At 33.7% G+C, this 13,174-nt stretch carries 12 protein-coding genes and 1 pseudogene; 8 read left to right on the top strand and 5 right to left on the bottom strand.

The window, feature by feature from the left end:
* Positions 1-14 precede the first annotated feature (14 nt).
* The 5 genes and pseudogenes from N4A45_13720 to N4A45_13700 all read left to right on the top strand — a co-directional run bounded on the left by N4A45_13720 (position 15) and on the right by N4A45_13700 (position 4,398).
* On the top strand, positions 15-1,193 hold the full coding sequence (locus N4A45_13720; protein MCT4666276.1) for a glycosyltransferase: 1,179 nt from the start codon (positions 15-17) through the stop codon (positions 1,191-1,193).
* Between the two features lie 15 nt (positions 1,194-1,208).
* Positions 1,209-1,829, top strand: coding sequence for a 16S rRNA (guanine(527)-N(7))-methyltransferase RsmG (gene rsmG / locus N4A45_13715; protein ID MCT4666275.1), 621 nt, complete (start codon positions 1,209-1,211; stop codon positions 1,827-1,829).
* Between the two features lie 73 nt (positions 1,830-1,902).
* Positions 1,903-2,937 (top strand): COX15/CtaA family protein, encoded by a 1,035-nt coding sequence (locus tag N4A45_13710; GenBank protein ID MCT4666274.1) that lies wholly within the window; start codon positions 1,903-1,905, stop codon positions 2,935-2,937.
* A 150-nt stretch (positions 2,938-3,087) separates the two neighbouring features.
* Positions 3,088-3,600 (top strand): annotated as a pseudogene (locus tag N4A45_13705) (DEAD/DEAH box helicase).
* Positions 3,601-3,729: 129 nt separating this feature from the next.
* Positions 3,730-4,398, top strand: coding sequence for a helicase-related protein (locus N4A45_13700; GenBank protein MCT4666273.1), 669 nt, complete (start codon positions 3,730-3,732; stop codon positions 4,396-4,398).
* An 11-nt stretch (positions 4,399-4,409) separates the two neighbouring features.
* On the opposite strand, the gene N4A45_13695 is transcribed toward N4A45_13700, so the two are convergent.
* The 5 genes from N4A45_13695 to N4A45_13675 all read right to left on the bottom strand — a co-directional run bounded on the left by N4A45_13695 (position 4,410) and on the right by N4A45_13675 (position 10,827).
* Entirely contained in the window at positions 4,410-6,308 is a 1,899-nt protein-coding gene (locus N4A45_13695; protein ID MCT4666272.1) for a RecQ family ATP-dependent DNA helicase, read from the bottom strand.
* Positions 6,281-6,826 (bottom strand): ATP-binding protein, encoded by a 546-nt coding sequence (locus N4A45_13690; protein ID MCT4666271.1) that lies wholly within the window; start codon positions 6,824-6,826, stop codon positions 6,281-6,283. The genes N4A45_13695 and N4A45_13690 overlap by 28 nt, the downstream gene beginning before the upstream one ends.
* 301 nt (positions 6,827-7,127) lie before the next feature.
* Positions 7,128-7,955 (bottom strand): KilA-N domain-containing protein, encoded by an 828-nt coding sequence (locus tag N4A45_13685; GenBank protein MCT4666270.1) that lies wholly within the window; start codon positions 7,953-7,955, stop codon positions 7,128-7,130.
* Positions 7,956-8,378: 423 nt separating this feature from the next.
* Positions 8,379-9,566: a pyridoxal phosphate-dependent aminotransferase gene (locus N4A45_13680; GenBank protein ID MCT4666269.1), complete on the bottom strand. Its 1,188-nt coding sequence runs from the start codon at positions 9,564-9,566 to the stop codon at positions 8,379-8,381.
* Between the two features lie 202 nt (positions 9,567-9,768).
* Positions 9,769-10,827 carry an acyl-CoA reductase gene (locus N4A45_13675; protein MCT4666268.1) on the bottom strand — a complete coding sequence of 353 codons (1,059 nt, stop codon included), beginning with the start codon at positions 10,825-10,827 and terminating at the stop codon, positions 9,769-9,771.
* Positions 10,828-10,874: 47 nt separating this feature from the next.
* Here N4A45_13675 and N4A45_13670 point away from each other — a divergent pair, with 47 nt between their 5' ends.
* From N4A45_13670 to serC, 3 genes are all read left to right on the top strand, one after another.
* Positions 10,875-11,222: a 4Fe-4S dicluster domain-containing protein gene (locus tag N4A45_13670; GenBank protein MCT4666267.1), complete on the top strand. Its 348-nt coding sequence runs from the start codon at positions 10,875-10,877 to the stop codon at positions 11,220-11,222.
* Positions 11,215-12,039 carry a hypothetical protein gene (locus tag N4A45_13665; protein ID MCT4666266.1) on the top strand — a complete coding sequence of 275 codons (825 nt, stop codon included), beginning with the start codon at positions 11,215-11,217 and terminating at the stop codon, positions 12,037-12,039. The genes N4A45_13670 and N4A45_13665 overlap by 8 nt, the downstream gene beginning before the upstream one ends.
* Positions 12,040-12,102: 63 nt before the next feature.
* Positions 12,103-13,173 carry a 3-phosphoserine/phosphohydroxythreonine transaminase gene (gene serC, locus N4A45_13660; GenBank protein ID MCT4666265.1) on the top strand — a complete coding sequence of 357 codons (1,071 nt, stop codon included), beginning with the start codon at positions 12,103-12,105 and terminating at the stop codon, positions 13,171-13,173.
* Position 13,174: the final 1 nt, after the last annotated feature.

Genomic DNA, 13,174 nt, shown 5'->3' with positions numbered 1-13,174 from the left:
GTTAGGGGAACACAATGGAGCAATATATCGTTGATTATTTTAAAAACAACTCTATTCATTCTGTAAGTCAGGAGGAGTGGGTTATTATTGGTGTTTTTGTATTTATTCAGCTTTGGGTGATGATCTGGTATCTTTTTCTAATAAAAAAGAAGTCTTTTCAAATAATACCAAATGAAATAGTTTCACCCGAGCGTGCCGTTTCTGTAATAATTGCAGCTAAAAATGAGCTTCAGAATTTAAAAATCTTAATACCAAAATTAATGGAACAAGATTATGAGTTTTTTGAAGTGATTGTGGTAGATGATTGTTCATGGGATGGAACGAGAGATTTTTTGTTAGAGGCAAGAGAGATGTACCCGAAATTACACATTTGCCGAACGGTGGATGATGCTTATGAAGGAAATTTTATTGGAAAAAAATTAGCACTTACTATTGGGATTAAGGCAGCTAAATATGAGAAATTATTGTTTACTGACGCTGATTGTATTCCGCATTCAAATCAATGGATACGCGAATCATCTCAAGCCATGGAAACTCATAAAATGGTTTTGCAATATGGAGCCTATGAAACTAAATCCTCAATTTTAAACTGGGTTTTAAGGTGGGAAACACTAAAAACAGCCTTGCATTATGGCGTTTTTGCCCATCTGGGAAAAGCGTATATGGGAGTGGGAAGAAATCTAGCCTATCATCGAGATATTTTTTTTAAAATAAAGGGGTTTTCAAGCCATATATTTATCCGTTCAGGTGATGATGATTTATTTGTTCAAGACTATGCAAAAACGAAAAAACCGAGTATAGGTGTACAGTTTTCTGCAGGTTCTAAAACAATTTCCAAAGCTCCTAATTCATGGAAAGAATGGTTTTTCCAAAAAAGAAGACATTTTACAACCTCAGATGAGTATTCTTTTGGCTTAAAAATACAATTGGCTTTTAATGAAGGAATACATTTTCTGTTCTTTTTAAGTCCTGTATTGGCATTATTGTTACCAGCTTTTGTTGAGTTGGCATTCGTACTTTGGTTTTTTGCATATTTGATATTTATTCTCAAAATAGCAAAAGTGAGTAAATGGCTCCATGAACGATTTTATGTATTTTTCTTACCATTCGCTGGTCTTTTAGTATTTTTGTTCCGTTTTGTAGTTTTGATTTCAAACTGGATTTCAAAACCTAAAAATTGGAACGGAAAATAGCCCAAAAACACCTTTATGAAAATTATTCAAAAATACTTTCCAGGTCTCACTGCCAAGCAAATTGAGCAGTTTGAAAAACTCATGATTCTATTTCCAGAGTGGAACGCAAAAATTAACTGCGTGAGTAGGAAAGATATTCATGAAATAGAAACCAAACACATTCTTCATTCTTTGGCTATAGCCAAGATTCAATCTTTTAAAAAAGGTGCAGATGTATTAGATGTTGGTACAGGTGGTGGTTTTCCAGGGATTCCTTTGGCAATACTATTTCCACAAGTTAATTTTCATTTGGTAGATTCTATTGGTAAAAAAATCACGGTAGTAAAAGATATTGCTCAACAATTAGGACTTAAAAATGTGAGAGCAGAACAGCGAAGAGCAGAGTCAATTAAGGAACAATACGATTTCGTAGTTAGTAGAGCCGTGACTTCTATGGATAATTTTTTGCCATGGGTAAAAGGACGATTTAAGCAAAAAAACAATCACGATTTCCGAAATGGAATCCTTTATCTCAAAGGCGGAGACCTTAAAGCTGAATTGGCATTTTTGGGGAATAGACCTAAAATTTATGATATCACTGATCTTTTTGAAGAAGAGTTTTTTGAAACCAAAAAAGTGGTTTATTTAAAAATGTAAATTTCTCGATAAAAAAATCCCTATTTTCCCTTAGACTTTATCTTACTTTCGTAAAAAAAAATATCCATTCACAATGTCTAAAACATTTCTTAGTAAATATGCTTTTGCCACTTTAGTTAGTGTTTATTTGGTAATTATTGCGGGGTCTGTAGTAAGAGCTACGGGGTCTGGAATGGGTTGCCCAGATTGGCCAAAATGTTTCGGATATTACATTCCGCCTACAGAAGAAGAACAAGTCATGTGGTTTCCTGAAAAGGAGATAGAAGAAGGTCAGATTATTGTTAAGGATCAAGCACTCTGGAAATCGAAAAATGATTTTATTACCTCAGATGTTTTTCAAATTGATAATTGGGAAAAATATACAAAACACGATTATGCCATTTTTAATGTGGCACATACTTGGACAGAGTATATCAATCGACTTTTTGGTGCCGTTTCGGGTCTTTTTTGTGTTTTGCTTTTGGTTTTTTCCATTTTGGTAAAGAAAAGAAAGCTCATTTGGCTAAGTGTTGCCGTACTTTTAGGGATGGTTTTCGAGGCTTGGCTAGGAGCTACGGTAGTTTATTCCATGCTTGCACCTCATAAAATCACCATTCACATGCTTATGGCATTACTTATTGTGTGGTGGATTATTGTGTATATAGAACAGCTAAAAAAAGAACGCTTAGAGACACAAAAACAACCTGATTCTATCAAATGGGTTTCTATAGGATATTTAGCCGTTTCTATTATTCAAATACTGGTAGGAACTCAGGTAAGGCAAGCGGTAGATGGGTTAAATAAAAGTGAAATTGTTCATCCAAGATCTACATGGTTAGACCACTTACCTTTTCAGTTAGATATTCATATTTTATTAGCTTATGGTTCTATCGCAATGGGAGTTTATTTAGCATGGAGATACCATAATCATTGGAAAAAACATTCTCCTGTAATTATCTGGTCTATTGCCATGATTTTTCTAGCCTATATTTTAGGTTTAGCATTTAGGTTTTTGGATTTTCCTGCCTGGGCACAACCTGCTCATCTTTTGGTTTCTGCCATTTTGTTTGGGTTTCAAATGCTTCTTTTTCATAGAGTTTTCCAGAAAAAAGAGTTGGGGCGATTGTAGGTTATTCTCTTGCTCATTTATAGGTATGATTTAAAACGAAATTAGGTACTTGATAGTTCGTGGTGATGTTTTTTTGATTTTATTCTATATAAATTCAAGAATGTTCACCTTTTCTAAGCTTTTTATTCAACCTTTGCCTATCAAAGAAAAAACACCATGTCAACTTTAGAAAAACGCTTACAGAAAATGGGGATTTCCCAGTTGAATCCTATGCAAAAATCCATGATTGGGTTAAGAGGGCAAGAAAATAATATACGTTTGTTGTCACCTACTGGTAGTGGAAAAACTTTAGCGTTTCTATTGTCGATAATTAAAAAAATGGATCCTCAAGTTTCGGGAGTTCAGGTGCTTATTTTGGTTCCAGCAAGAGAGTTGGCTATCCAAATTCAAGAGGTTTTTACTCAACTTCAAGAAGACTATTTATCAGCAGTTTGTTATGGAGGGAACTCTAGCCAAGAAGAGAAAAAAGTATTGGATAGAAATCCAAGTTTGGTTATAGGGACACCAGGTAGGATTTTAGATCATTTGGAAAGACGAAATTTATATTTGGCAAAAACAAGAGGTTTAGTGCTTGATGAATATGACAAGTCTTTAGAATTTGGTTTTCAAAGGGAGATTAGAAAAATTTTGGGGTATATGCACCACATTCAATATCGTTTTTTGACATCGGCAACGGAGGCAGTTGAAATTCCAGAGTTTTTACCTGCCAATGATTTTGTAACTGAAAATCATTTAGAAAAACTAAAACCAAAGCTCTCTTTAAAAAAATCTTTGGTAATAGCCGAAGAGAAAATGGAGGCTTTAATTTCCATACTTTCTTATTATCCAAACAAAAAAGTAATTCTTTTTTGTAATCACCGTGAAGCAGTGGATCGTATTTCAGATTATCTGGAAAAGAAACGTATTTTTCATGGAACTTTTCATGGAGGGATGGAGCAGCAAGATCGAGAAAGAAATCTACTCAAATATCGTCATGGAAGCATACAAATACTTGTTTGTACAGATTTAGCAGCTAGAGGTTTGGATGTTCCTGCAATTGATGTAGTAGTACATTATCAAGTGCCAAGAAAAGAAGCCGATTTTACGCATAGAAATGGGCGAACGGCAAGGATGGAAAAAGAAGGAGAAGTATGGGTCTTACTTTCTGAAAAAGAATTTCAACCAGATTATGTAGAGGTAATTTCAAGTTTCTCTGTTCCAAAAGATTTGAATCTACCACCTAATCCTGTTTTAACTACACTTTTTATTAGTGGTGGAAAACGTGATAAAATTTCAAAATTTGATTTAGTAGGTACTTTTTATAAAGCAGGAAATCTAGAAAAAGAAGACCTTGGAATGGTTCAAGTTTTAAAAGAATATTCTTTGGTAACGGTGAAATCTTCTAAGGCTAAAATGCTTATTTCGAAACTCAATAATACCCGAATCAAGAAGAGAAAAGTTCGTGTTTCTTTGGCTGAGTGATTAGAGCGAGTCTATTTTTTTATCGGGATAAGAAAATCGTCTAATACTTCAATTTGTTCTTCTTCAATAAGTTTTGCTATTGTTTTATGAACTGCTTTTTGTTGGTGAATAGGGAATTCTTTTTTGAGGTCTTCAAATGCTATTGGTTGAGTGATTTTTTTGAGAACAAGTTTAGCAAAAGCTTTATAATCAAATGGTTTCTTTTTGATGCAGTTGTCGCAAACCTGACACTCGTATCCCAAAGCATTTTCACCAAAATAATCCATCATCCAAGCCATTCTACAGCCATCTGTTTCAGAAAAAAGACGCATTTTTTCAGCTTGATCAATTTTATGCTTGTTGAGCATGATCATTTTATTGGTTTCCAAAATACCTCTAAAATGCTCTTGGCGAGGATAGAGAAACTGGATGAATCCATCAAAATTATCATAGATTTTTATGAGTCCTAAATGCTCTAACTGTTTTAGGAAATACAAGGTTTTCTGCGGGATCACTCTTAGGAAATCCGAAAGGAAATCTAAGGGAAGTTGAATTCTTTCAAAATGTTGATGGGCATATTTTCTTAGGAGAAACTGATAGAGTTTTAGTAAGCTTAATTGTTGATCATCAAATTCTTCTGGGCTAAAGTGGATATTGATAAAACGAAAGGAAACAGTTTGACTTTGTTGAGAATGAAAACGGAGTATTTCCTGATTTTGAAGAATCATTAGACTTTGTTTAAGTTCGTAAACTCCAATCTTTCTTTTCTTTGTAAAATCGGCAAAATTGATAGGGAAGGAGCGATCTTGTCCTTCTCCAATAGATAGACGAAAATACTGATAAATATTTTGAGTAATTTCTTTTAGTCTCTTAGGGCTTAGTTGACTGTTTTCAATACTTTCGAACCATTTTTTTCTATTAGCAGGAATGAAGAGAATAGAAAATGCTTTTTTCCCATCCCGTCCACCACGACCTGCTTCTTGGAAAAATGCTTCACAATTTATCGGAGAATCTGTATGAATTACCCATCTTACATTCTCTTTATTTACCCCCATTCCAAAGGCATTTGTAGCTACCACGATAGGAATTTCACCAGCTTTCCATTGTTCTTGGATTTCCATTCTTTTTAAGGCTGGTAATCCAGCATGATAAGCAGCGCCAACCCATTGATGCTCTTTGAGCCATTTTACAGTCTCCTCACACTTTCTTCGACTATTACAATAAATGACACCAGAACCTTTGTTCTTTCTTATAATTCTTTTGATCTGTTCATACATATTCTCATTTGTGAGAACAAAATATGCCAGATTTTCTCTCTTAAAACTCGATTGAAATATTCTGGTATTCCTGAGCCCAATTTTTTCACTTATTTCTTCCATCACTTTTGGAGTGGCAGTAGCTGTGAGTGCTAGTCGAGGTGCTTTGGTGTTTATTTTATCAAGTGCTTCGGAAATTTTCAAGTATGCAGGTCTAAAATCATGCCCCCACTCACTTACACAATGGGCTTCATCCACTGCAATAAGGTTAAGGTTTAAGCTCCTAAACTCTTCTTGAATAGAGGGAAGTTGAAGTGCTTCTGGAGAAGTAAAAATAAATTTAATAGTTCCTTTTTGGGCTTTAAGCCAAATTTCGGTTTTTTCTTGAACAGAAAGGGTAGAGTTGATAAAACGAGCGGGGATATTTCTTTGAACCAATTCATCTACTTGATCTTTCATTAAAGAAATCAAAGGACTAATAACTAAGCAAATTCCGGGCTTTACTAAGCCTGGAATTTGATAACATAATGATTTACCACCGCCAGTAGGAAAAAGCACCAAACCATCCTGATATTCATCAATATGTTCTATTACTTCCCATTGTTGATGACGAAATTGGTCATAACCCCAGTACTGTTTGAGGATGTTTAAATATTCTGCTTTTTCAATTGGCATTGATTGATAATAAATTGCTTTCTTTCTTCAATGGTTCCAAAGGGGATTTCGACAAGTTCATATCCTCTTTTTTGGTAACCTTCTCTTAATGCTTTGTCAAGTTCTTGAGCATGTAGAACATTTTCCATTCTGTGGTCATCTTGCTCAAAAATATCTTCCCAAAATGGGAAATATAGCACTTGTTTATGATAGGGGAGATTGTTGATTTTTTCGTCCCATTCTACTGGATATTCTATTTTTTCGTAATCCAAATATACTAAAATGTCTATAAGACTTCTATCATAAAAACAAAGAGGGAATTCAGATCCTTCGTCATATTGTTTTAGGCGTGTGTTATAAAGAAAAAAACTAAATTCCAAAGGAGTGTTTCTAAAATCAATTCCAGAGTCAGCTTTTCTTTCTCTGTCTAAATGTTCTCTAAAAGTTTCTTCCATACAAGGGAATTCGCTTTTTAAAGCATTAATTACACTGGATTTCCCAGTACTTGGGCCTCCTGCTAATATGATTCTTTTGGTCATTTTTTCAGTTTGAGATTTTTATTAGAAGTTAAATCCACTTCATGATCCACTTCATGAGTTGTGATCATTCAAAAATACATAAAACTACAAACTTCACTTAACTTTAAGCAAACTTAAAGTGATAGATTATCTAAAGGTCAATATGGTTCTTGAAATGTTCTAGTGTTTCGTCTGCAAAAATCATTAAAACAAGATTAATATTGGTTTGCAAACAATATGGGTAAAGTTTTTTAGGGATTCTAAGCGTTCTTTATTCCAATCGTGGGATTTGTATATTTTCTATTGGTTTTTAGCATGTTGTTTATCGTTGCTCGTTGTTTAATTTCTTTATAGTGATATTCTCTACCAATGATTTCATTTGGGTTATAGCCATTGTATTGAGTTGTATCAATCGTTCTTTTTGTGGTAAATTTTGATGAATAAGCATGGCATTTATACTTTCAAGGTTGGATAAAACTACCAGCTGCTGTATCGTTGCAAAGTCTCTGATATTCCCTTTTTTGTTAAGATTTTCTTCTCGCCATTGTTTAGCCGTTTTTCCAAAAAGAGCAATATTTAAAACATCCGCTTCATTGGCATAAATAATAGAGGTTTGTTTGCCACTTAGTTGTTTAGGAATTAGATTTTCCTTAATGGCATCTGTATGAATTTTGTAGTTTACTTTGGCAAGTGTTCTTTGAAAACTCCATTGTAGTTTTAGTCTATCGCTTTCTTCTTCTTTAAGTCGTTGGTATTCTTTTACGAGTAATAGTTGAAACTTTGGACTAATCCACATTCCAAAATGAAAGGCAATGTCTTTATGACCATAAGTTCCACCATATCTGCCTGCTTTAGCAGTTAAACCGATTGCGTTAGTAGCTTCAATCCAGTTTTTAACGGATAAAACAAAATTATTGCTCCCTGCTTCATTTCTAATTGTACCGAATTCGGTATAATTAAAATCAGGATTGTACAATGCTTCCCATTCACCAAGGTACTCAATAGTGCTTTTTAAACTAAGCCATTTTATGATCACAACATCTTGAAGTTGGCTTTTAGCCATATCTGTTAGAGAAATAAAATCATTTTTCTTTTCAGAAAGAACAGTTATAGAAGAGCCTTCAACCTCTATTTTTTTATTTTTTTTCATAATATTTACTTCTAAATTGAGCGTATTCGCCATAATTAAAATAACCATCAATTACTGCGTTAATATCATATCACTAGCTTCTTTTTTTAATATTGATAATCTTTTACAGGTGCTTTGTAATGCACTTCAACACCCAACTCCTAACCATTTCTTCTATTCAATATTTTTTTAATTAAAGCGGATGCTTGGTGAATAAATAGAAGGGTTTTTAGCGAAATTTTCGAGATTGGTTTTTTCTATGCATTTAAGAGTTGTGAGATAATTTAACTCTATGTTATTACTTATTTCTTTTACTAAATCTTATGCTAAAACAATACGTTTTGTGTTCATATTATAAGGTTGTATTTGAGTTCGAATTTGCATTCGAACTCATTTTTCAGCTTTAATGATATCTAATAATAGGTAAAAGAATACCTAGATGATTTATTTGTTATAAACTTTTAGGGCTTCATCAAGTATTTCTGTTGCCAACTCTAAAGATTCTTTGTTAAGAACATAAGCAATTCTCACTTGTTTTTTCCCAATTTCTGGAGTGGAATAAAAACCTTGAGCTGGAGCAACCATTACAGTATGTCCTTTGTGAGAAAATTCTTCTAAAAGCCATTGAGCAAAGTCCTCGGCATCTTCCACAGGAAGTTCTGCAATACAATAAAAAGCTCCTGTAGGTTTCGCACATTTTACTCCTGTAATATTATTCAGTCCTTCCACCAATAAATCTCTTCTAGAAAGATATTCAGAGATTACTTCGTCAAAATAGCTTTGATCTGTTTGTAAGGCTGCTTCTCCAGCCACTTGCCCAAAACTTGGAGGAGATAGACGGGCTTGTGCAAATTTCATACAAGTTGCAAAAACTTCTTTATTTTGTGTAATCAAACAACCCACACGTGCCCCACACATGCTATATCTTTTGGAAGTAGAATCAATAACAATGGCATAATCTTCAATTCCCAAAGATAAAATAGAATGATGCGTTTTTCCGTCGTAGGCAAATTCTCTATATACTTCATCTGCTATGAGGAACAAATCATGCTTTTTGACAATCTCTGCCAAAAGTTCTAATTCCTCCTTTGAATAAAGATAACCCGTAGGATTTCCAGGGTTACAAATGATGATTGCCTTAGTTTTCGCAGTAATTTTCTTTTCAAATTCTTCGATGCTTGGTAAGGCAAAATTATTTTCAATAGTAGAAACAACAGGAACTACATTTACTCCAGCTGAGACCGAGAAACCATTGTAATTTGCATAAAAAGGCTCAGGAATAATTACTTCGTCACCTTCATCCATTATGGAGTTTAACGTCATTGTAATGGCTTCCGATCCTCCTGTGGTTACCATAATTTCTTCATGAGAAATGGGTAATCCACAATTGTTATAGTAATTTGCTAAGGCTTTTCGATAACTTTCATAACCTGCGGAATGACTATAAGCCACTACCTTTTCTGGGTATTCCTTAATGGCTTTTAGTGCCAATTCTGGGGTTTTGATATCTGGTTGTCCAATATTTAGGTGAATCACTTGTGTTCCACGTTTTTTTGCTTCTTCAGCAAAAGGAACTAGTTTTCTAATAGGTGATTCGGGCATTCTTTTACCCTTAGCAGAAATATTCGGCATGATTTAAGTTTTTTTTTGAGTTTGATAATCAGTTTTTTGCCCAAATATGGGCTGAAAAATTGAGCAAGTGAAATTACGATTTTCTTTCGAAGATTGATCGCCTATCAAAGAAATTTCAACATGGTGGTTCAAATCGATTTTACAACCAATATTTTAGTTTCTGAAAAAAAAATGATCAATCCAATTTCTTAGATATCTTCTTTTATTTTTGGTTCGTTAAAAAGGCAAAAGTATCAATCCCATCAGCATAATCTTCCAATGTAGGTTTTTGGGCTTCTCCTAAAGTTAGAGAACTCCATTGAGTGTCTTTAGAAACAATACATTGAACCTCTTCTGATAGATTCTTGATTTTTTGTTCCAATTCTATTTTACTTTCATAGAATTCATAATTTATTACAGAAACAGGAGTTTGTATGGCTTCATTTTCTTTAAAAAGCATAAATCCATTGTCTAAAAACGGTTCTTGATTCATCATCATTACGGCTCTATGATAATCATAATTATTTGCATATTTATTATTGTTTACCATATCTGAAAAAGGGAATACCCCTTTAATTACCGCATTGATATCAAAATCTTTTGGGAGATATAATTTTGTAATACTTCTACAACCTCGCCCGAAATATTGGCTGATATCTTTTCCTAAATTCTCCAGTTCTTCTTCTGTTTCTGAACCATCTAGAATAGCGATACTTGTTCTGTTGCTTCTTATTATAGAAGGTTTTCCTTTAAAATAATATTCAAAATGACGAGCAGAATTATTAGATCCTGTAGCGATAGCCATGTCAAAATCTTTGATAGGTGCTTCTGTGAAAATGATTCGATCTCCAAAATCTTCTTCCAAAAAAATCAATATTTTGGATAAAAACGGAAGAATGCGATTGTTTTGAGAACTTCCTTTACCGATATACGTATTCCCAGAGAGTAATACCGTTATAAAATCATGAAACTCTACCAAGGGCAGGTTACTAGGATAAATAACTAAAACTTTTTGAGAAGTGTCATTTCGTTTGTATTGATTTGTCCAGTTCTCTAAAGTATCTTGACTAAGTAGAGGAGTGGTATTTTCTATTGCTAATTGAATCGTTGCTTTTGAAAACCAACCATTATAATGAACATGGGTATTGATGATTCTTAGGAAATCTTCATAAAAAATCTCGTTCAGTTCTTTCAGGTGCTCGTTTTGCGTTCCATTACTTTGGAATTGACCTAAAAACTGCCCCAAAAGGACAAATGCCCGAATCTCTTGTGTTGCTGTCATAGAAAAATACGTAATTTTGAGCAAAATTATAATAAAGAATTCAGTTCATGGCAATCATTATTACAGATGAGTGTATAAATTGTGGCGCCTGCGAGGTAGAATGCCCAAACAATGCTATCTACGAAGGAGGAATCGCTTGGTCTTTTTCAGAAGGGACGAATAGAAGCGGAATGTCAAAACTTTTGGATGGAAAGGAAGTAGATTCCGATAAAGAATTGGAACCTGTAGAGTATGATTATTATTATATCGTACCCGAAAAATGTACCGAGTGTATTGGTTTTCATGAAGATCCACAATGTGCGGCAGTTTGCCCAGTAGATTGTTGTGTGCCTAACGAAGACCTTGTAGAAAGTTCAGAAGAATTACAAAAGAAAAAGGATTATTTACATGCCTAGACTTTTATTTTTGCTCCTACTTTTTCTAAGTTCGGAGTTAAGTGCACAAACGAAGTATTTTCAGCAAAAAGAAAAAGAAATAGCTCGATTATCAGAAATTGTATATTCATCAAAATCTGATAATGAGAAAATGGATGCTCATAACCAAATGGTTAATGAGTTATACGAAGTTCTAAGCAATCCCAAGTCTAATAGATATTCTTTTGATAAACTAAAAAGAATTATCGTTTTACAGCCAAAGGATAAAAAAATACGTCTTTTCACTTGGGCAATTAGTCTGAACAACGGAAACTTTTTTTACGGTGGAATCTTCCACTATTATGATAAAAAACAAAGAGCTCAGGTAGTTCATGTGTTAAAGGATCGAAGTTATGAAATTGCTGATCCCGAAAAAAAGACCTTTACGCCAGATTTTTGGTACGGAAGTCTCTATTATGATATCATAGCAGAGGATTACAACGGTGTCACTTATTATACCTTGCTAGGGTGGGATGGTTACACGAAGCGTTCTTCAAAGAAAATTGCCGATGTTTTATGGTTTGATAGAAATAAACGACCCTATTTTGGAGCTCCATTATTTGTAAGTAATAAAGGAATTCAGAATCGTTTTATATTGGAGTTTAACAGCTTGTCTTCTGTAAAATTAAGCTATTATCCCAAAAAAGAAATTATCGTATTTGATCATTTAGCTCCTGTAGATGGGGAGTCTTTCCATGTAAAATCATCCTATGTACCTACTTCCGATTTTTATGGATTTACTTTCAAAAAAGGAAAATGGTCCTTAGTTAAGAATGTGGACGTTGGAGAATTAAAGTAAACTTAAATTACCACTTTAGTTATTATTCTGAAAAAAAATGCAACCTTGCAAAAAAATATTGAAATGAAAAAACACAACTATAGTGCAGGACCTTGTATCTTGCCACAAGAAGTATTCAAAAAAGCAGCAGAATCTGTTTTAGATTTTAATAATATCGGATTATCTATTTTAGAAATCTCTCACCGAAGTAAAGACTTTGTAGCAGTGATGGAAAATGCACGTTCATTAGTTTTAGAGCTTATGAATCTGGATGATAATTATACCGTATTATTTCTTCAAGGTGGAGCAAGTACACAGTTTTTGATGACTCCTTTTAATTTCTTAAAAGAAAATGGAAAAGCGGGATATTTAGATACAGGAACGTGGTCTAATAAAGCCATCAAAGAAGCTAAAATGATGGGAGATATTGTAGTGTTAGGAAGCTCAAAAGAAGAAACATATAATCATATCCCAAAAGGTTTTGAAATTCCTGAAGGTCTGGATTATGTGCATTATACATCAAATAATACCATCTTTGGAACGCAAATGAATGATTTTCCAGCAGCAAAGGGAGCTTTGAAAATTTGCGATATGTCTTCTGATATTTTTTCAAGACAAATGGATTTTGCTCAATTTGATATGATCTATGCAGGTGCTCAGAAAAACTTGGGTCCAGCAGGAGCTACTTTGGTAGTTGTAAAAAAGGAACTTTTAGGTAAATCAGATCGTCAGATTCCTACGATGTTGGATTATAACACGCATTTCAAAAAGGATTCAATGTTCAATACGCCACCAGTATTCTCTATCTATGTATCTATGCTTACACTAGAATGGCTTAAAGATAATGGAGGAATTGAGGAAATGGAGAAAATAAACAATGCAAAAGCAGCATTGTTGTATGATGAAATTGATAGAAACCCACTTTTTGAAGGTCATGCAAAAGTAGAAGATCGTTCTAAGATGAATATCACTTTTACCTTAACGGATGAATCTAAAAAGGAAAAATTTGATCAAATGTGGAATGAAGCAGGAATTAATGGTCTCAACGGTCACCGATCTGTAGGAGGTTATAGAGCATCTTGCTATAATGCATTGCCTTTATCTTCTGTTCAAGTATTGGTAGATGTGATGAAACAACTAGAAAAAGAAGCCTAAG

The sequence above is a fragment of the Flavobacteriales bacterium genome, assembly GCA_025210805.1.
GTDB lineage: Bacteria > Bacteroidota > Bacteroidia > Flavobacteriales > CAJXXR01 > JAOAQX01.
Note: the sequence above shows the minus strand (reverse complement) of the source record. Positions and strands in the feature narration are given on the sequence as shown.